Here is an 18,656-nt window from a genome sequence, read left to right as displayed (position 1 = left end):
GTGACGGGAAGAAGGGGGTGGGACGGGATGCGTCAGGTGCCGGTGGGCGCCGGAGGTGCCCTGCCACGGTCGTACGGTGTCGGGCCGGGAACGGCGGGCTGCGGCGCGGGCCGCGCCGAGGTCCGCACGCCGACGAGCGGGACGGCGGTGCCATGGGCAGGGGTGGCGTGGTGGTCCGGTGGGGCCGGGCGCTCCGCGCCGTGGTCGTGCCGGGCCCTGGTCGCCGGGGCGGCACAGCCGGTGGCACACGGGGCCTCGGCGTGGGGGCCGCTGTCAGGCCCCGGGGTGTGCGCGGCCGCCGCGGCCGGCTCGGGACGTGGGGTGCCGGTGGCGGCGAAACGGGCGGGATCCGTGGCGGACGCGGTCGTGTGCGGAAGCAAGGTGCCCGTGGCGCCCGTGGCGGAGACGGCCTGATCCGGGCGCGAGGTGTCCGTGGCGGACGCGGCCGAATCCGGACGGGAGATGCCCGTGGCGAACCGGGCCGCATCCGGACGGGAAGTGCGGGTGGCGAACCGGGCCGCATCCGCACGGGGGGTGCGGGTGGCGAACCGGGCGGCCGGATCCGTGGCGGACGCGGCCGTGTGCGGCACCGGTCCGTCGGGGGCCGCGTGCGTCGCCGCCGGGGTCAGCAGTGTCAGCAGGACGGCGACGAGCACGGTCAGGGCCGCCGCGATCCCGTGACCGCGGGCGGGAAGGACGGTGCGAGGTGCTGGGCGCATGCACCGTCCCTTTCCGGTGGGTGCTCGAATGCCGGTGTCGGCGGGGTGGGGTCCGGGACCCGGCCCGGGGAGTAGGGGGCCGGGTCCCGGAGATCAGGGGCAGCGGTCGCGCGCGCCGGGCCTCAGGGTTCGATCAGGCCGGCGCGGATGGCGTACCGCGTCAGTTCCAGCCGGTCGCGCAGGCCGAGCTTGTGCAGGACGTTGGCCCGGTGGCGGTGCACGGTCTTGAGACTGATGAACAGGAGCTCGGCGATCTCCTTGGAGGAGTGGCCCTCGGCGACGAGCTTGAGGACCTCCTCCTCCCGCGGTGTGAGGACGTGCTCGGCGTTCTCCTCCCCGTGGCGGACCCGGTCCAGGTAGTTGCGGATCAGCGCGGTCACCGCTCCGGGATAGAGGAACGGCTCGTCGCGCATCGCGGCCCGGCAGGCCGCGACCAGATCGAGGTCGGCGACGGACTTCAGCACATAGCCGCAGGCGCCGGCCTTGAGCGCCTGGAACAGGTACTGCTCGTTGTCGTGCATGGTCAGCATCAGGACACGCAGGCCCGGCTTCAGCGCGGTCAGTTCCCGGGTGGCCTGGAGGCCCGAGTGACGGGGCATGGCGATGTCCAGGACGGCGAGGTCGATGTCCTGGCCACGGGCCGCGTGGACGGCCTCGGCCCCGTCCCCGGCCTCGGCGACCACCTCCAGGTCCGGTTCCCGTTCGAGGATCAGCCGGACACCACGGCGTACGAGCGCGTGGTCGTCGGCGAGCAGGATACGGACCGGACGCGGCACGGCCGGGGGCGGGGCGGCGGCCGGGGACGACGGCGAGGCCGGGTGGGGGAAGGCGGCCGGTTCCGGCAGGGCCGGTTCCGGCAAGGTCGAGTCGGGCGGGGTCGTGTCGGGCGGGGTCGTGTCGGGCATGAGTCAGTGCCGCTTCCTGGGGACGGGGGTGGTGAGGCGGATCCGCGTGCCGGTGCCGGGCTCGGAGGTGATGTCCAGCGCGGCACCGGCGAGCAGCGCCCGCTCCCGCATGCCACGGATCCCGGCACCCTCACGGGCGGCCTCGATGCCACGGCCGTCGTCGGTGATCTCCAGCGTCACGGCCTCGCCGGCCCGGCGCAGACCGACCTCCACCCGCCTGGCGTCCGCGTGGCGGGCGGCGTTGGTCAGGCTCTCCTGCGCCACCCGGTACAGGACGAGCTCGGTCTCCTTGTCCAGGGTGGGCAGTTCGGTGTCGAAGCGGCGCAGCACACGCAGCCCGGTGTGGGTGGCGAAGTCCTGCGCGAGCGAGGTGAGCGCGCTGACGAGCCCCAGGTCGTCCAGGACGCCGGGCCGCAGGCGGCGCACCAGACGGCGGACCTCGTCCAGACTCCCCCGGGTGATCTCCTGGGCCTGTTGCAGCTCCTCGCGCAGCGGCTCGGGGGCGTCGTCGGCGGCCCGCTTGAGCACCAGCAGGATCGCGGTCATGCTCTGCCCGACCTCGTCGTGCAGCTCCTGCGCGATACGGTGCCGCTCCGCCTCCTGGGCGAGCAGCACCTGGGCGCTCGACGTGGCCCGTTCATGCTCCAGCCGGTCGAGCATGGCGTTGAACGTACGGATCAGCTCGGCCACCTCGCCACCACCCCCGCCGCCGGCACCGCCGCCCGGGACCGGCAGCCGCTGCCCCGGGCGCAAGAGGTCGACGGTGGTCATCAGCCTGGTCAGCCGCTCCAGCGGGGCCAGTCCCCAGCGCAGCAGCGCACCGTTGGCGATCAGCATGACGGCGAGACCGCCCACCAGGATGAACGCCTCGGTCAGCAGCACCGGCACGGAGACGGTCACCGGCGCCCACAGCAGCAGCGCCGTGGCGGTACCGAGCACCACGGCGTTGAGCCCGAAGATCCGCCAGAACAGCGACACCGGGGAAGGCCTCCTTCTGCGACACGACATACGAAGCGACACGCGACACGCGACACGCGACACGCGACACGCGACACGCGACAACGACACCGATCGGCTCCGCCGTCGGTCGTCGCACACCCCTGGTGGGAACCGCGGCCCTGGTCACGGCCGATCCTGCGCCCACCCTGCCCCGTTCCACCGCACGCCGTCGATGGGGGCCGACACCCATATCCGCGGTCGTGGTGTACCCACTCGTCCGTCACCCTCCCCCACCCCGTGGACACCGGTGACCGGGGCAGATGGGGCCCGCGCCCGATGGGATTCCGGCACGCGGCCGATCAGGCTTGAGCGTGAACAAGCCGTCCGGTTCGCCGGAGCCCGCGGTCGTCCCACCGCTCGCCTCCGAACCGGGCGGCCACTGCTGTGCGCGCCACGTCGGAGAAAGGACCTCACCGTGCCGTTCGACCTCTCCCAGACCGGCCCCCGCCCCGAGCGGGTGACCGCCCATGAGGCCCACCAGCGCCTCGAACACGCCCGCGACAGCCGGCTGGCCCAGCTGCGCGCCCTCGACGAGAGCGTCCAGAGCGTGGACGACCGTCTGATGTCCGCGCAACGCGAGGCGATCCAGCGGGTGCTCAAGGAGATCGACAAGGCGTTCACCCGCGTCGACGACGGGTCCTACGGCACCTGTCTCGGCTGCTCCATGCCCGTCCCCCTGGAACGCCTGGAGATCCTCCCCTACACGCGGTTCTGCGTCGCCTGCCAGCGCAGCGCCGCCGCCTGATCGGTCCCCGGACCCTTCTCGTCTCCTGCCCTGCCCTGCCCTGCCCGAGGGGTGAAGTGGTGAACACCAACCAGACCATCGACGACCGTGCCACCCGGCTGTCGCCCGACGACCTCGCCGTGCTCCTGGAGAGCCTGCGTGAACAGCGTCTGTTCCGTCAGGAACAGCTGCGGCACCTCGCGGCGGCGGCCCGCGCCGAGGACCGGCGCCGGCGGCGGTCCTCGGCGCGGGCCGAGGTCCACCTCGCACTCGCCGCCTCCGCGCGCATGGTTCTCGCCGACGTGGAGGCGGCGCTGCAGCGCATCGCCGAGGGCCGCTACGGCATCTGTCCGCTGTGCCGGCGTCCCGTCGACCGCGAACGCCTGATGGTCGTGCCGCAGGCCCGCTACTGCGCACGCTGCCAGCAGGTACGGGAGGCCGGGCGATGACCGTCGTCCGCCGTCCCGGAAGCTTCTCGGCGTCCGCCTCCGTCTCCTCCGCCGACGGACGTCCGTGCCGGCGGTGCTGCGGCCTCGCCCTCGATCTCGGCAGCGCGCGCACCCGCGCCTGGGTCGCCGGCCGCGGGGCGATCCTCGACGTGCCCACGGTGACCCGCCCCGGCGACGGCGCGGTGTGCCCCGTCCGGCGCGGCGCCATCGTCGACATACCGGCGACGGCCCGGATGCTCGACCGGCTGATCGGCCACCGGCTGCCCCGTGTCACCCGTCCCCTGGTGGTGGTCACCGTGCCCGTGCTGGACGGGCCCGCCCACCGGGAACGGGCCCGCACGGCCGTGCAGGGCTTGCGTCCGCGCGGCGTGCTCACGGTCTCCACCGCCCGGGCCGTCGCCCTGGCCGGGGACGCCGACCTCGCGGTGCCGCTGCTCGTGGTCGACATCGGTGCCCACGTCACCGAAGTGGTGCTCCTCGTCGACGGCGCCGTCTTCGACGCCCGCTCCGCCGCCCTGGGCACCGGCGACTTCCCCAGCGGCGCGACCTCGGCCGGAATCGTGGAGGCGATCGTCACCATGCTCACCTCGATGCTCCGGCAGGACCGTACGTCCCTCACCGCCGACGCGCTGAGCCGGGGCGCTCTCCTGGCGGGCGGCGGCGCGCTGCGCCCTGACCTCGTCGGCCGGCTCACCGGCGCACTGCACGCGCCGGTGCGGGCCGTACCGGCGCCGCACACCGCCGCGATCCGGGGCGCCGCCATGCTCCTGCGATCCGCGTACTCCCACCCCTCGGTCATGGGTTTCTGCCCACCCGGCACGGCCACCGCGCCCCACTCCATGCCCCGCTGAGCCCCGCCCCCTGCCCCTCGTCCTGTCCCCGTCCCCCTGTCGCCACGGCCGGTGCCGTCCCCACCGGCCGTGGCGGGCCGGCGCAGCCTGTTCCCCGCCCCCGAAAGGACGCCCCTCGTGTCCGGTGAGATACCTCCCGCGCAGCCGCCACCCGCCCCCGAACAGCACGGGCAGGATCACCCGCGGCCCCCGCTGCCGTTGCTGTGGCTGTGGCTCTGGCGGCGCAACCCGCTGCGGCGACGCACCGACCGTCTCCAGGGCTGGGTCGCGCTCGGACTGCTGCTGCTCGTGCCGGCGCCGGCTCTGGTGGCCATGTTCGGCGTCGGCGACACCGCCTACCGGCACTACCGCACGACCGCCGAGCACCAGGCCCGGATCCGCCACCACACCACCGCGGTCCTCGTCCACGACGCCCCCGGTCACCTCGAACCCGGATCCGACGAGGCGAACGGCACCCGCTACCCGGTCACCGTCCGCTTCACCGGACCGGACGGACAGGCCCGTACCGCGAAGACGGACGTGATCCCCGGGCTGTCCGCGGGCAGCACCGTGTCCGTCTGGGTCGGCGCGGACGGAACGCTCACCGAACCGCCCCTCACCGTCGAAGAGATCCGCAGCCGGGCCATGGGCTGGGCCCTCGTCGCCTTCCTGGCCGTCGTTCTCGCCGGTGGCGCCGTGTACGGCGCGGTCGCCCGGGTGCTGCGACGACGCAATCTCGAGGCATGGGACGCGATGTGGGCCGAGACGGCACCGCACTGGAGCCGCGCCCACGGGTCACCGCGGTAGCCGGAGCGGGCGAGCTCCCCTGGCAGGGCGCGCGAAGGGTTCCGCCCCGGTATGGAACGATCACACCTGTGACCGAATCCGACGAACCCGTTCACGTCCACATCAAGCTGATGGCCGGCCGAGGCAGTGACGGCAGCCCCGTGTTCGAGGTGCTTCCGGCCCGCTCCCTGGGAGGCGACCTGTTCGAGCTCGGCGGGAGCCCGGGGCTGACCTTGGGCTGCGCGGCCGGGGACGTGCTGCGCGTGGCCGACGACGGGGCGTTCGAGGTGGCCGAGCGCGGCGAGAACATGTGCGTGCAGGCCTATCGCGGTGCCCCGTTCACATCGGATCTGCTGGCGGAGCTGACCACCGCCGTCCAGGCACTCGGCGGACTGGTCGAGGCCCCGCCCACACGGCAGTTCATCGTGGTCACCGTGGCACGGGTGGTCGGGGAGTCCGTGGTCGAGCAGGCGATGGACGCGTGGGCGGCCGGCATCGACCAGGCCGAATGGTGGTGGGCGCAGCCGGACGAAGAGTAGGACGCGCTACCGCACACCTGTCCGGTCGATCACCGGCACACTGGCGGGCATGCCTGTTTCGCTGCATCACATCGTCATCGACGCCCATGACCTGCCCGCCCTGTCCCGGTTCTGGGCCGAGGTGCTGGGCTGGCGGATTCTCTCCGAGCGGGAGCGGGAGATCGTGATCGGGCCGGATGTGACCGCGCCGGTCGGCATCTGCTTCATGCCGGTGACGGACCGCAAGGTCGTCAAGAACCGCCTGCACCTTGACCTGACGTCCGCCGCGGAGGACCGGGAGGCCGAGATCGAGCGCATCCTCGCACTCGGCGCCCGCAGGGCGGACATCGGGCAGAGCGGCGCCGAGTCGTGGACCGTGCTGGTCGATCCGGAGGGGAACGAGTTCTGTGTGGTCCGCCCGAAGAGCACCCTCATCGGCTAGGGCCGGCCGGCCGGGCCTGTCCGGGTCGGCCTGTCCGGGTCGGCCTGTGCGGGTCGGCCTGTCCGGGCGGGCTCGGCCGGGTGAGGGGCCTGTTGTGGTACTTTCGGCGTCGCCAAGTGCCGCTGTGAGCCGAGGAGGTGAGACCGATCAACGCTGTGACAGGTCGGGGCTCCCTCCTTCGCTTCAGCTAGGGAGTGCCCGCAGAAGGCATCCCGAAAGGCTTGAGACGCGCATGCGCTTCACCTCACCGACGTCGTCCGACGGCGTCACCGAACAGCTCTTCACCCTCTCCTTCACCTTCGGTGAGATCCCCGGCGTGCTGTGGACTCCGGACGGCGCCTCGGGGCCCCGCCCGCTGATCCTGATGGGGCACGGCGGGGGCCAGCACAAGAAGGCTCCCGGCATCGCGGCGCGTGCCGCCCGCCTCGTGGCCGAGTGCGGTTTCGCCGTGGCGGCCGTCGACGCGCCCGCCCATGGCGACCGGCCGCGAACCGAGGAACACCTCCGGGTCATCGGTGAGTTGCGGACCCGGATGCGGACCGGAGGGGACGTGGCTCCGGTCCTCGCCGAGCTGCACACACTCGTGGCCGGCCAGAGCGTCCCGGAGTGGCGGGCGGTCCTGGACGCGCTCCAGGACCTCGGCCATGTGGGCGCCGGTCCGGTGGGCTACTGGGGGATGTCCTTGGGGTGCGGGCTCGGCGTTCCGTTCGTCGCCGCCGAGCCCCGCGTCCGCGCGGCGGTCCTGGGGCTGAACGGGGCGGAGACCTCGGCCGAGGCCGCCGCACGGATCACCGTCCCGGTGGAGTTCCTGGTGCAGTGGGACGACGAGTCGGTGCCGCGGGCGGCGAGCCTGGCGCTGTTCGACCTCTTCGCCTCGGCCGAGAAGACCCTGCACGCCAACCCGGGCAGGCACGGGGAGATCCCGGCGTTCGAGCTGGACAGCACGCTGCGGTTCTTCACCCGCCATCTGGGCTGACACCCGGCCCCGCTCGGCCCCGCGACCTCGCGGTGACCGGCGCGCCGGCGCGCCGGCGGGAGCGGGACCGGCCGACGACCCGGTCGAGCCCGCTCCCGGCCCGGTTCAGGAGATGCGGACGCCCACTCCCGTCACCCGGACACGCTGGTCGCCTTCGCGCAGTTCGACGGTGAGTTCACCGGGGCGGCCCATGTCGGCGCCCTGGTGGAGCGTGAGCACCGACGCCGCCGGCACCAGGCCGAGTTCCCGGGCGTAGGCGGCGAACGCGCCCGCCGCCGCGCCGGTGGCGGGGTCCTCGACGACACCGCCCACCGGGAAGGGATCGCGCACGTGGAAGACGGTCGCGGACTCCCGCCACACCAGCTGCACCGTGGTGAGGTCCAGGCGGCGCATCAGGTCGCCGAGGCGGTCGAAGTCGTAGGCGAGGTCCGCGAGGCGTTCCCGGGTGGCGGCGCCGAGCACCAGGTGCCGGGCGCCCGCGAAGGCGATGCGCGGCACGAGCGCCGGGTCCAGGTCGGCGGCGGGCCAGTCCAGGGCGGCGAGCGCCTCCGCGAGGTCCTCGTCGGCGATGTCCTCGATGCGGGGCTCGACCGTGGTCAGCGTCGCGCGCAGTTCGCCGTTCTCCTCGCTCACCGTGACGGGTACGGTTCCGGATCGGGTGGCGAAGACGAGGTCGCCGGTGCCGATGCGCTCGCCGAGCGCGACGGAGGTGGCGACCGTGGCATGTCCGCAGAACGGCACCTCGGCCCGGGGACTGAAGTACCGGACGGTGAAGGCCCGGCCGGGCTCGCCCGAGAGCCCCTCGGGCGGCGCGGTCAGGAACGCGGACTCGCTGTAGCCGAGGTCCGCCGCGATCGCGAGCATGGCGTCGTCGTCGAGGCCTTCGGCGTCGAGGACGACACCGGCCGGGTTACCGCCCTTCGGGTCCCGGGAGAAGGCCGTGTAACGGAGAACTTCGATCTTTGTCATGGTCCCCGCAACGACCGGCGCACAGGGTTGGTTCCCTGTCGCCGAGCCGCTGGTCGGACGCGGTCGGCGAACCGTGGCCGGGGCGTTCAGCACAGGACGGAGAGCGAGCCGGGCAGCACCCTCGCCGTGACGGGGAGGACGGCGTCGACCTCGCCGTCCGCGCCGAAGGGAACCGGCCGGTCGGCCTCGATCCGGATCTCGCGGCCCCGCAGGATCCGCACCTCGGGCCGGTGGACGTGCGCGCCCGACTTCAGTTCGTTCATCAGGGTGAAGAAGAGCCGCCGCGGCGCGTGACGGATCATCACCACCTCCAGGAGCCCGTCGTCGACCCGGGCCTCGGGGGCGATGATGCGGCCGGAGCCGTAGTAGGCGGAGTTCGCGACGACGACGGTGTAGCCGCGGTGGGTGTGCTCCTCGCCGTCGACGGTGACCCGGTAGCCGGCCGGGCGCCAGGTGGCCACGGCACGCAGGCCGCCCATGTAGTACGAGGCGGCTCCGCGCAGCACTCTGGCGTGGTTGGCGTGGCGGTTGGCGAGTGCGTCCACGCCGGCGTACACGCTGCCGAGGACGACGGCGCGGCCGCGGGCGGACTCCACCTCGATGGTGTCGACGAGGCGGGGGGCGTGGTCGAGCAGGACCCGGGCCAGCGCTTCCGGGTCGGTGGGCAGCTCCAGCGCCCGGGCGAAGTCGTTGCCGCGGCCGGCCGGGACCAGGCCGAGGACGGTGCCGGTTCCGCTGAGGGTGCCCCCGATGCCGCCGGCGATGCCGTCGCCGCCGACGGCGAGGACGATCCGCTCCCGCGCTCCCGCCTCGCGGGCGAGGTCCTGGGCGTGGACCAGGCTGCGGCTGTACTCGGTCTCCAGCTCGGCCCCGGCCTCGCGCAGCAGCCGGGCCACCCGCAGCAGTGCCGCGACCCCGGTGGATCCGCCGGCTGTGGGGTTGACGATGGCGGTGAACTGTCGCATCGGTGTGCCTCCGAGGGCGGCTGACGGGTCGTGCACGGACTGGGGTGGGTGCGGGGGGCGGAGCGGGGTGGGGTCAGTCGGTGGGCAGGAGGATGCCCGGGTTGAGCAGCCCCGTGGGGTCCAGCCGTCGTTTGACCGCCTGGAGGGCGTCGATGCCGAGCGGTCCTGCTTCCCGGAGGTACCAGTCCCGGTGGTCGCTGCCCACTCCGTGGTGGTGGCTGATGGTGCCGCCCGTGGCCAGGATCGCCTCGTTCGCGGCGTGCTTGGCGGGCGTCCAGTGCGCCACGGGATCGTCGCCCTGCGCCGACACCACGGTGAAGTACAGCGAGGCGCCGTTCTCGTAGACGTGGGAGATGTGGCACATCACCAGCGGCGGTGTGCCGGACTCGGTGAGGGTGGTGGTGAGCGCCTCCCGGACGGAGGCGTACAGCTCGGGCAGCCGGGACCAGAAGGCCGCGGTCTCCAGTGTCTCGGCGAAGGCGCCCGCGTCCAGCAGCGCGTCACGCAGGTACGGGGCCGAGTAGCGGCCGTGGGCCCAGCGTTCGCCCGGCGCCTCGCCCAGGCAGGTGCCGCCGGCGTCGCGCAGTACGGCCGCGGCGCGCTCCCGGCGGTACGCCGTGTCCTCCTCGGTGCCCTCGTAGCCGACGATCGCCATGCATCCCGCGGCCTCGGGGAAGCCGGAGGAGCCGATGGCGTCGGGCTGGGCGAGGCCGATCAGTGTCTCGGTCTCGTCCGACAGACGCAGCACGGTCGGCCGGGGCCCGTCCTGGGCGAGGCGGCGCAGGGCGGCGGTGCCCTCCTCGAAGGAGGCGAAGCGCCACCCTTCGTAGACCCGGGTCCCGGGGAGGGGGCGGATGCGTACGGTCACCGAGGTGATGACGCCGAACGCCCCCTCGGAGCCGAGGACGAGCTGACGCAGGTCGGGGCCGGCGGCCGAGCGCGGGGCGCGGCCGACGTCGAGGGTGCCGGCGGGGGTGGCGACGGTGAGACCGAGGACCATCTCGTCGAACCGGCCGTAGCCGGCCGAGGCCTGTCCGCTGGAGCGTGCGGCGGCGAATCCGCCGATGGTGGCCCACTCGTAGGACTGGGGGAAGTGGCCGAGGGTGAAACCGTGTTCGGCCAGGAGCGCCTCGGCGTGCGGGGCTCGCAGTCCGGGTTGCAGGGTGGCGGTCCGGGAGACCGGGTCGAGGGCGATCAGGGCGTCCATGCGGGCCAGGTCCAGGGCGACGAAGGGACGTCGCGGCTCGGGAGAGAGGCCGCCGACCACGGAGGTGCCGCCGCCGAACGGGACCAGGGCCAGGCGGTGTTCGGCGCACACGTCCAGTACGGCGAGGACCTCGTCGTGGCTCGCCGGGAGGACCACGGCGGCCGGGATCGCGTCCACGTCGCCGCCGCGGATCCGCAGCAGATCGGGGGTGGACTTGCCGCGGGTGTGCCGGATGCGGGCCTCGGCGCCGGTGCGGACATGGGCCTCGCCGCCGACGGCGTCGGCGAGGGCCCGGAGTGCGGCGGCCGGCGCCGGCTCGGGCACGGCGATCTCGTCCAGGGTGAGCGGTTCGGCGCTGCGGGGCTTGACCCCGAGCAGGTCGCGCAGCAGCCCGGTCACCGCGTCGGGCAGCGGGGTCGCCCTGGCCGGGTCGCCCCAGCCGCTCCACAGCATGTCCATGCGCTTGTCCTCACCGGTGGTTGCGAAAGAGTGCCGTCCCCTGCACCGTCGCAGGGCGTTACACTGTGACACATGACGCCTATTCGTCACAACGCCTCGGACAGCGATCCGGTGCTCGACGCGGTGCGCGACTGCGTCCTGGCCGTCGGTGTCCGGCGCACGACTCTCACCGACGTGGCCCGCCGTGCGGGCGTCTCCCGGATGACGCTGTACCGCCGCTGGCCGGATGTGCGGTCGCTGGTCGGCGACCTGATGACCCGGGAGTGGATCGAGGCGGCCACCCGCGCGATGCCCGTACCGGAACCGGGGGCCGGCGCACGCGCCCGGATCGTCGAGGGCATGGTGCGCGGAGTGGACGCCTTCCGCACCCATCCGCTCTTCCGCAAGATCGTCGACGTCGATCCCGAGCTGCTCCTCCCCTATGTGCTCGACCGGCGCGGCGCGAGCCAGGAGGCCCTGCTGGGACTGCTCGCCGAGGCTCTCCGCGAGGGGCACGCCGACGGATCGGTGCGTCCCGGCCATCCGCAACGGCAGGCCCGCTCCCTGCTCCTGGTCGCCCAGTCCTTCACCCTGTCGCTGCGCACCATGACCGACGAGGACGACGCCGACCTGAGCCCCGAGGCCTTCTACGCAGAACTGCGCACCATCCTCGAGAGGACCCTGACGCCATGAGCCCCAGCAGCACGGCCCCGCCTGCCCACCCGGCTCCGGGCTCGTCCCTGACCGCCGCCCGCCGTCGGCACGAACTGACCCGGACCGTCGGCGGTCCGGCCGTGGACGTCCTGGTCGTCGGTCTCGGCGCGACCGGCGCGGGAGCCGCGCTGGACGCCGCCGCCCGCGGGCTGTCGGTCGCCGCCGTCGACGCGCACGACCTGGCCTTCGGCACCTCGCGCTGGAGCTCCAAGCTCATTCACGGCGGACTGCGCTACCTGGCCTCCGCCCAGCTCGACGTCGCCCACGAGAGCGCACGCGAACGCGGGGTCCTCATGGAGCGCACCGCACCCCATCTGGTGCACGCCCAGCCGTTCGTGCTGCCCCTCACCCCGCTGGTCTCCCGCCCCCAGGCCGCCCTGGCCTGGGCCGGTTTCCGGGCCGGCGACACCCTGCGCCTGGCGGCGCGCACCGCGCGGGCGACCCTGCCCGCACCCCGCAGGCTGTCCGCGGCAAAGACCCGCCACCTCGCCCCCGTGCTGCGCGGCGCCGGACTGCGCGGAGGCCTTCTGTCCTGGGACGGCCGCGTCACCGACGACGCCCGTCTGGTCACCGCGATCGCCCGCACGGCCGCGGCCCACGGCGCCCGGATCCTCACCCGCGTACGGGCGCTGGAGCTGACCGGGTCCGGCGCCCGGGTACGGGACGAACTCACCGGCGAGGAGGGCGAGATCAGGGCCCGCGCCGTGATCAACGCGTCCGGAGTGTGGGCGGGCGGCCTGGTGGACGGCGTCCGCATCCGGCCCTCCCGGGGTACCCATCTCGTCCTGCGCTCGGAGCATCTCGGGGCCCTCCCGGCCGGACTGCACATCCCGATCCCCGGCGAGACCAACCGTTTCGTCCTCGTGCTGCCCCAGGGCGACGGCCGGACCTACGTCGGACTCACCGACGAACCCGTCGACGACGGCATCCCGGACGTCCCCGAGGCACCCGAGACGGACATCGGCTTCCTCCTCGACGTCCTGGGCTCGGCCCTCGACGTCCCCGTCCACCGCCGAGACGTGGTGGGCGCCTTCGCGGGCCTGCGCCCCCTGCTGGACACCACGGCGGCGGCGGGACCGGGCGCGCGGCCCGGCACCGCGGACATCTCCCGCAAACACGCGGTGCTCACCTCGCCCGAGGGGGTGATCACCGTGGTCGGCGGCAAGCTCACCACCTACCGGCGGATGGCCGAGGACGCCGTCGACGCCGCCGTCACCACCCGCCGCCTGGCCGCGAGGCCCTCCCCCACCGCGTCACTCCCGCTGGTCGGCGCCGCGCCGCCGCACGTTCTCACCGCCCTGCGCGCCCCCCGCCGCCTGGTCCACCGCTACGGCACCGAGGCGCCCGCCGTCCACGCCCTCGGCGCACAGGACCCCCGGCTCGCCGAACCCGTCCTCGACGGCAACCCGGTCACCCGGGCCGAACTGCTGTGGGCCGTGCACCACGAAGGCGCCCTCGACACGGCGGACCTCCTCGACCGCCGAACCCGTATAGGACTGGTCCCGCAGGACCGCGCCACCGCGCTGGACACCGCCCGGGACCTGCTGGGCGAGGGCGGGACCGCGGGCTGAGGATCCCGCCGCACCCCGCCCCCGGACGGATCGTCACGGGTGGCCCCCGGAAGGGGCGAACGGTCCGTCCAGGGCGGCCCACTGGAGGAGCAGAACGGTCTTGCCGTCGGTGATGCGTCCGTCGCGGGTCATGGCGAGGGCGTCGGCGAAGGGCAGTTCGAGGACTTCGATGTCCTCGCCGTCCTCCTCCAGCCCGCCGCCGGTCCCGGTCCGGTCGGCCGGGGTGTACGGGGCGGCGTAGAAGCGCAGGCGTTCGGTGACGGAGCCCGGGCTCATGTAGGCGTCGAGGACGTGCGTGAGCGGGCCGAGGGCCACGCCGAGTTCCTCGGCGCTCTCGCGTCGGACGGCGGCGGCCGGTTCGTCGCCGTCGAGCAGTCCGGCCGCCGCCTCGACGAGCATCCCGTCGGGGTGACCGTTGACGTAGGCCGGGTAGCGGAACTGCCGGGTGAGGAGCACACGACCGCGCTCGGTGTCGTAGGGCAGGACCACCGCGCCGTCGCCCCGGTCGTACGTCTCGCGCTGCTGGGTGACCCAGCGGCCGTCCTGGCGCCGCTGGTCGAAGGTGGTGCGGCGCAGGACGTGCCAGCCCTGGGAGGTGAGCTCCACGTCACGGATCACGATGTCGGGGTTGCGCTCCAGGTCACGGCCGGCCCGGTCCAGGCCGGTGCGGCCCCGGTGATCGGGGATGTCGATGCCGGGCCGGCCGCTCACACGGTCTCCCGCGGGGCGGCCGCTTCGAGGCGGGCGAGCCGCGGGGCCCTGGCGTGCGGTACGCCGCCGGTGCCGGAGGGACAGGGGTCGGCGGTCAGGAAGAGCCCGGGCTTGTCGGTCATCATGCACGCTACGATAGTGCAGAAACATGCAAGAACAGGAGAGAGTGCGGATGCTGGCTGCCGAACGACGTGATCATCTGCTGGGCCTCCTCGCCCGCGAGGGCAAGATCGTCGCCAAGGAGGTGGCCGCCGGGCTGGGCATCTCCGAGGACAGCGTCCGGCGCGACCTGCGCGACATGGCGGCCGACGGGCTGTGCCAGCGGGTCTACGGCGGGGCGCTTCCCGCCTCTCCGGCCGTGGTGGACTACGCGTCCCGGCAGACCGTGGCACCCGACGGCAAGCGCAAGGTCGCCGCGGTGGCCGCGGGGCTGCTCCGGCCGGGCGGCGCGCTCATCCTCGACGGCGGCACCACCGCCCTCGCCGTCGCCGACGCCCTCCCGCCGGATCTGGCGTGCACCGTCATCACCCACAGCCCGACGATCGCGGCAGCCCTGCTCGGCCATCGCGAGGCGGAGATCTTCCTGCTCGGCGGCCGCGTCTTCAAACACTCGGCGGTCGCCTGCGGCCCGGCCGCGGTGGAGGCGGCGCAGAACGTCTCCGCCGACCTCTGCCTGCTCGGCGTCACGGGCGTCCACCCCGAGGCGGGACTGACCACCGGCGACGCCGAGGAGGCCGCCATGAAGCGCGCCCTGGCGGCGCGGGCCGCGGAGACGTACGTCCTGGCCTCGTCCGAGAAGATCGGCACGGCCTCGCGCTACCGCGTACTGCCCTGGGAGAAGATCACCGGACTGATCACCGACGCGGACCCCCTCGACCCGGTCGTCGAACAGCTCACGACCCGCGGCATCGAGATCCTCACAGCCGGCTGACGACGCGGCGTACCGATGCCCCGCGAGCTCCGGCCACCGGTGAAGCCGCCCTCACTGGAGGGCGTTCCCCGGGAGGCGGAGCCGGACGTCAGACCTTTCGCCAGCGGGCCATCGCGAACGAGAACAGCCCGAAGAGGACGAGGCCGGCCGCGACACCGGCCAGCAGACCCGGCCCGGCGGGCGTGTGGGCGAACGAGCGGAGCGTGTCGTCGAGTCCCTTGGCCCGGTCCGGCCGGTAGTCGACGGCGGCGCGCACGGCGAAGCCGCCCGCGGCGGCGAACACCAGGCCGCGCGCCGCGCCGCCGCCCACCCCGGTGACGTCCACCAGGCGCCGGGTACGCCGGGACATCTGCCCCAGCCGCAGCTTCTCGTGGTAGGCCCGGGTCACGGCCCGGAAGCCGATCCACAGCCCGGCGACGGCGATCCCGGCGCCGGCGACGCCCACGATCCACTGGCCGGCGGGCACCCCGAGCAGACGGGCCGTGACGTCCTTGGACTGCCGGTCGCTGGAGCCGCCCCCGTCCCCGGAACCGGCGGCGAGGGCCAGGACCGAGTACGCGACGAAGCCGTAGAACACGGACCGGGCCAGCGCGGGCAGCCGCTTCTTCGCGGTACGCCCCTCGGGTCCGGCCGCGCCGAAGACGGCCTCGGACAGCCGCCACAGGGCCATCCCGGCCAGGCCCGCGCCCAGCGCCCACAGCACCACGACACCGAAGGGCTGTTGCGCGATCTCGCCGAGGGCCCCCTGCCGGTCGGCCTCGTGCCCACGGTCGCCGAAGGCGATCTGCAGGGCCAGCACCCCGACGAGCAGATAGATCAGGCCCCGGGCGGCGAAGCCGGCCCGCGCGGCCCCCTTCACCACGGATCCCCGCGCGGCCCGCTCCACTTCGGTCCTGCCGTTCCGCACCGACGCGCTCGCGTTCATCGCGGCCTCCCCTCCTCCGAGTGAGTCCGAGTCCGACTGCCCTGCGGAACGCGGGACACACCCGGAGCCGCTCGACGCATCACGCGCGCTAGCGGGAGAGGGGCACGGCACCGGTGCGGCCGGTTCCCGAAAAGAATCTTGGAATGGGCAGTGCCCATTCGTGTCGTCCAGGCGATGTACGGGGTGACGAGCCCGGGGGACGGGCGGCCGCACGGCCGTCGGGGAGGTGGAGAAATGGGCCACGAAGAGTCCGTCACTGTGAACTCCGCGCAGATCGAGGCGAGATTCGCGGCAGTGATGACGCGATTGAATCGAATCGATCAGGATTCGGCACGAGAGCTGAAGGAGAGAACCGAGCATCTGCTGCTCGGATACGAGACCTATGCCCTCGCCCGGCAGCACCTGGAGCAAGGCGACTTCGAGCGGGGCGCTCACTGTCTCCGCATGGCCGCCGGACAGGGAATTCCCGCGGCGAACGGCGAATTGCGCAAGCTTCGCGAACCGCAGCGCGCCCGCGCCATCAGCACCCCGGACGCCGTGATCGGCCGGCCGGGCCGATCCGAACCGGAGGAAGGGACTCGGCGGGCCTTCGTACCTCACCAGTCCCGAAGCGGGATCACCCCCGATGCCGGCAGGTCCGCCGCTCCGGAACGCTCCTCCGTCGGCCGCACCCTCCGGCAGGCGCGTATCGCGGCCGGGCTGACCTGCGACGACGTCAGCACGACGACCCGGGTCCGCCGCTGCCTCGTGCACGCGATCGAGCGGGACGACTTCGCCCCGTGCGGCGGGGACTTCTACGCGCGCGGCCACATTCGCGCCCTCGCACGCGCGGTGCGCCTCGATCCGGAGCCACTCCTCGCACGGTTCACCGCGGACCACGGTGGACAGCCCGGGTCGAATGCCCCGGCCGCTCTCCTGTCCCCGGCGGAACGGATCCGCGCCGGGCGACGCGAGCCCAGGTGGACCGCCGCCCTGGTCGCCGCGGTCGTCGCGGTGACCGGCTTCATCGGCTACACCGTTCTCGACGGTGACGCCGGCGGCACGCGGGCGGCCGTCGGCCCGACGACGACCACGAGCCGGCCCGCCCCCGCCACGCGGAAGACGGAGCGGCCCGGCACGGGCTCCGCGCCCCGGCCGACGGGCCGCGCCACCGCAGCCGCGGCCCGCGACCGTGTGACCGTGCAGGTCAGCGCCGACCGCGACCGCAGCTGGATCTCCGCCGAGGACCACGCCGGCCGGCCTCTGTGGTCCGGCCTGCTCGAACGAGGTGACTCCAGGACCTTCCAGGACAGCGAGCGGATCGGCCTCGTCCTGGGGAACGCGGGCGCGGTCGAGCTGTACGTCGACGGGAAGAGGACCGGGCACCGGTTCCCGCCCGGTCAGGTCGAGCGGCTCACCTTCGCGAAGGACCACCCGAATGATTGAAGTTTCACGCATCAGGTAGAGTCGAACTGCGTTTGAACCTTCAATGACTTCCGTCGATGATTCCGTTCCGCTCAGGAGACCTCGTGACGTCCACGCTCAGCCCCCAGCGCCCGGCCACCGAGCCGGGCTCGCCCTCCTCGCCCCTGCACGCCTACGACGCCGGCCTGCTGATCGTGCGCCTGGCGCTCGGCCTCACCGTCGCCGCGCACGGCACCCAGAAGCTGTTCGGCTGGTTCGGCGGCGGCGGGCTGGAGGGCACCGGGCAGTTCTTCGCCATGAGCGGCTACCCCTCCGGAAAGACCATGGCGCTCGTGGCGGGGCTGAGCGAGACCCTCGGCGGCCTCGGTCTCGTCCTCGGCCTCCTCACACCGCTGGCCGGCGCCGCCGTACTCGGCACGATGATCAACGCGATGGCCGTGAAGTGGGGCGGCGGCTTCTTCGCGCCCGCCGGAGTCGAGTACGAGCTCCTGCTCGCCGCCACGGCCGCCGGGCTGGCCCTGACCGGTCCCGGCCGGCTCGCCGTCGACCGCCGTCTCCCGGTGCTGCGCGCCCACCGTCTCCTCCACGGCATCGCCGCGGTCGTCCTCGCCGCCGTGATCGCCGGTCTCGTCCTGCTCGTACGGGACTGAACGGCCCCGACTGCGCCGCGCACCCGGTACGGGCGCCCCGCCTCCACCCCGCCCGTCCCCTTCCATCCCTTTCCAGCCCTTTCCAACCCTTTCCGTCCGCTTCATGCCTGGAGCTGTCCCATGAGTACGTCCACCCCGCCCGTCGTCCTGACCCGGGGCGAACCCGACGCGCCTCTCGTCGTCCTGCTGCACGGCCGCGGCTCGCGCGAGAGCGAGATCATCACGCTGGCCGACGCGCTGCCGCCCGGTCTGCGGTACGCGGCGGTCCGCGCGCCCATCGCCGAGCACGGCGGCTTCGCCTGGTTCGCCAACCGGGGCATCGGACGGCCCGTACCGCAGTCGCTGCGCGACACCATGGACTGGTTCCGGGCATGGCTCGACGATGTCGCGCCGACCGGCCGGCCGGTGTTCCTCGTCGGGTTCAGCGGCGGGGCCGCCTTCGCCGGCGGACTGCTCCTGGACGACCCCGCCCGGTACGCGGGAGTCGCCGTCCTGTACGGCACGCTGCCCTTCGACGCCGGGCTGCCGACCGGACCGGGCCACCTGGACGGCGTGCCCGTGTTCGTCGCGCAGGGCGAGGACGACCACGTGATTCCCCGCGAGCTCCTCGACAACACCTGGCGGTACCTGACCGGCGCATCCGGAGCGCGCACCACCGCGCGACGCGATCCGGTGGGCCACACGATCGCGCCCCCGGCGCTCGCCGCCCTGGCCGACTGGCTGGGCACGGAGGCGAACCAGGGCGAGCGATCGGCGTCCGCCGCCTTCTGACGCCCGGTCGTCGCAGTCGCCGCGGTCCCCGTCCGCGCAGGCCCCGCAGTCC

Annotated in this window: 22 protein-coding genes; 13 read left to right on the top strand and 9 right to left on the bottom strand. The window is 73.9% G+C overall.

Annotated elements, in window-relative coordinates; translation table 11 throughout:
- Positions 1-32 precede the first annotated feature (32 nt).
- The 3 genes from IE275_RS03175 to IE275_RS03165 all read right to left on the bottom strand — a co-directional run bounded on the left by IE275_RS03175 (position 33) and on the right by IE275_RS03165 (position 2,602).
- The gene (locus tag IE275_RS03175) at positions 33-719 is read right to left on the bottom strand and encodes a hypothetical protein (RefSeq protein ID WP_189707184.1); all 687 of its coding nucleotides are present in this window, start codon (positions 717-719) and stop codon (positions 33-35) included.
- Positions 720-841: 122 nt separating this feature from the next.
- Positions 842-1,624 (bottom strand): response regulator, encoded by a 783-nt coding sequence (locus IE275_RS03170; RefSeq protein ID WP_189707181.1) that lies wholly within the window; start codon positions 1,622-1,624, stop codon positions 842-844.
- A gap of 3 nt (positions 1,625-1,627) precedes the next feature.
- Complete coding sequence (locus tag IE275_RS03165) at positions 1,628-2,602, bottom strand: sensor histidine kinase (protein WP_189707179.1); 975 nt, start codon at positions 2,600-2,602, stop codon at positions 1,628-1,630.
- Positions 2,603-3,038: 436 nt separating this feature from the next.
- On the opposite strand from IE275_RS03165, the gene IE275_RS03160 reads away from it, so the two are divergent.
- From IE275_RS03160 to IE275_RS03130, 7 genes are all read left to right on the top strand, one after another.
- Positions 3,039-3,368: a TraR/DksA family transcriptional regulator gene (locus IE275_RS03160; RefSeq protein WP_189707177.1), complete on the top strand. Its 330-nt coding sequence runs from the start codon at positions 3,039-3,041 to the stop codon at positions 3,366-3,368.
- 59 nt (positions 3,369-3,427) lie between these two features.
- Positions 3,428-3,796 (top strand): TraR/DksA family transcriptional regulator, encoded by a 369-nt coding sequence (locus IE275_RS03155; RefSeq protein ID WP_373299160.1) that lies wholly within the window; start codon positions 3,428-3,430, stop codon positions 3,794-3,796.
- Complete coding sequence (locus IE275_RS03150) at positions 3,793-4,647, top strand: rod shape-determining protein (protein ID WP_189707173.1); 855 nt, start codon at positions 3,793-3,795, stop codon at positions 4,645-4,647. Before IE275_RS03155 ends, IE275_RS03150 begins: the two co-directional genes overlap by 4 nt.
- 117 nt (positions 4,648-4,764) lie before the next feature.
- On the top strand, positions 4,765-5,433 hold the full coding sequence (locus IE275_RS03145) for an Rv1733c family protein (protein ID WP_189707171.1): 669 nt from the start codon (positions 4,765-4,767) through the stop codon (positions 5,431-5,433).
- Between the two features lie 68 nt (positions 5,434-5,501).
- Positions 5,502-5,951, top strand: a complete 450-nt coding sequence (locus tag IE275_RS03140) for a DUF4265 domain-containing protein (protein ID WP_189707169.1) — start codon at positions 5,502-5,504, stop codon at positions 5,949-5,951.
- A 49-nt stretch (positions 5,952-6,000) separates the two neighbouring features.
- Entirely contained in the window at positions 6,001-6,372 is a 372-nt protein-coding gene (locus IE275_RS03135) for a VOC family protein (protein ID WP_189707167.1), read from the top strand.
- 232 nt (positions 6,373-6,604) lie between these two features.
- Entirely contained in the window at positions 6,605-7,348 is a 744-nt protein-coding gene (locus IE275_RS03130) for a dienelactone hydrolase family protein (protein ID WP_189707165.1), read from the top strand.
- A gap of 105 nt (positions 7,349-7,453) precedes the next feature.
- Here the strand turns inward: IE275_RS03130 and IE275_RS03125 are convergent, their stop codons facing one another.
- The 3 genes from IE275_RS03125 to IE275_RS03115 all read right to left on the bottom strand — a co-directional run bounded on the left by IE275_RS03125 (position 7,454) and on the right by IE275_RS03115 (position 10,948).
- On the bottom strand, positions 7,454-8,317 hold the full coding sequence (locus tag IE275_RS03125; RefSeq protein ID WP_189707163.1) for a PhzF family phenazine biosynthesis protein: 864 nt from the start codon (positions 8,315-8,317) through the stop codon (positions 7,454-7,456).
- Between the two features lie 86 nt (positions 8,318-8,403).
- Positions 8,404-9,282, bottom strand: coding sequence for a YegS/Rv2252/BmrU family lipid kinase (locus IE275_RS03120; RefSeq protein WP_189707160.1), 879 nt, complete (start codon positions 9,280-9,282; stop codon positions 8,404-8,406).
- Between the two features lie 73 nt (positions 9,283-9,355).
- Positions 9,356-10,948, bottom strand: coding sequence for an FAD-binding oxidoreductase (locus tag IE275_RS03115; RefSeq protein WP_189707158.1), 1,593 nt, complete (start codon positions 10,946-10,948; stop codon positions 9,356-9,358).
- A 72-nt stretch (positions 10,949-11,020) separates the two neighbouring features.
- On the opposite strand from IE275_RS03115, the gene IE275_RS03110 reads away from it, so the two are divergent.
- Together IE275_RS03110 and IE275_RS03105 are read left to right on the top strand one after the other, a co-directional pair.
- Positions 11,021-11,620, top strand: a complete 600-nt coding sequence (locus tag IE275_RS03110) for a TetR/AcrR family transcriptional regulator (RefSeq protein WP_189707155.1) — start codon at positions 11,021-11,023, stop codon at positions 11,618-11,620.
- The gene (locus IE275_RS03105) at positions 11,617-13,212 is read left to right on the top strand and encodes a glycerol-3-phosphate dehydrogenase/oxidase (protein WP_189707153.1); all 1,596 of its coding nucleotides are present in this window, start codon (positions 11,617-11,619) and stop codon (positions 13,210-13,212) included. The genes IE275_RS03110 and IE275_RS03105 overlap by 4 nt, the downstream gene beginning before the upstream one ends.
- 33 nt (positions 13,213-13,245) lie before the next feature.
- Here the strand turns inward: IE275_RS03105 and IE275_RS03100 are convergent, their stop codons facing one another.
- Positions 13,246-13,923 carry an NUDIX domain-containing protein gene (locus tag IE275_RS03100; protein WP_189707151.1) on the bottom strand — a complete coding sequence of 226 codons (678 nt, stop codon included), beginning with the start codon at positions 13,921-13,923 and terminating at the stop codon, positions 13,246-13,248.
- Positions 13,920-14,048: a hypothetical protein gene (locus IE275_RS46765; RefSeq protein ID WP_268255246.1), complete on the bottom strand. Its 129-nt coding sequence runs from the start codon at positions 14,046-14,048 to the stop codon at positions 13,920-13,922. The genes IE275_RS03100 and IE275_RS46765 overlap by 4 nt, the downstream gene beginning before the upstream one ends.
- Before the next feature lie 47 nt (positions 14,049-14,095).
- On the opposite strand from IE275_RS46765, the gene IE275_RS03095 reads away from it, so the two are divergent.
- On the top strand, positions 14,096-14,854 hold the full coding sequence (locus IE275_RS03095) for a DeoR/GlpR family DNA-binding transcription regulator (protein WP_189707149.1): 759 nt from the start codon (positions 14,096-14,098) through the stop codon (positions 14,852-14,854).
- Between the two features lie 88 nt (positions 14,855-14,942).
- Here the strand turns inward: IE275_RS03095 and IE275_RS03090 are convergent, their stop codons facing one another.
- Positions 14,943-15,779, bottom strand: coding sequence for a DUF1206 domain-containing protein (locus IE275_RS03090; RefSeq protein WP_189707147.1), 837 nt, complete (start codon positions 15,777-15,779; stop codon positions 14,943-14,945).
- Between the two features lie 444 nt (positions 15,780-16,223).
- Here IE275_RS03090 and IE275_RS03085 point away from each other — a divergent pair, with 444 nt between their 5' ends.
- The 3 genes from IE275_RS03085 (at position 16,224) to IE275_RS03075 (ending at position 18,604) form a co-directional block, all read left to right on the top strand.
- A complete protein-coding gene (locus IE275_RS03085) occupies positions 16,224-17,204 on the top strand; it encodes a helix-turn-helix domain-containing protein (RefSeq protein WP_189707393.1) in 981 nt (326 codons plus the stop codon).
- A 143-nt stretch (positions 17,205-17,347) separates the two neighbouring features.
- Positions 17,348-17,833 carry a DoxX family protein gene (locus tag IE275_RS03080; protein WP_229870080.1) on the top strand — a complete coding sequence of 162 codons (486 nt, stop codon included), beginning with the start codon at positions 17,348-17,350 and terminating at the stop codon, positions 17,831-17,833.
- Between the two features lie 120 nt (positions 17,834-17,953).
- Positions 17,954-18,604: an alpha/beta hydrolase gene (locus IE275_RS03075; RefSeq protein WP_189707143.1), complete on the top strand. Its 651-nt coding sequence runs from the start codon at positions 17,954-17,956 to the stop codon at positions 18,602-18,604.
- The last annotated feature ends 52 nt before the right edge of the window (positions 18,605-18,656 follow it).

This window comes from Streptomyces phaeofaciens (assembly GCF_014648915.1).
GTDB classification, from domain to species: domain Bacteria; phylum Actinomycetota; class Actinomycetes; order Streptomycetales; family Streptomycetaceae; genus Streptomyces; species Streptomyces phaeofaciens.
Note: the sequence above shows the minus strand (reverse complement) of the source record. Positions and strands in the feature narration are given on the sequence as shown.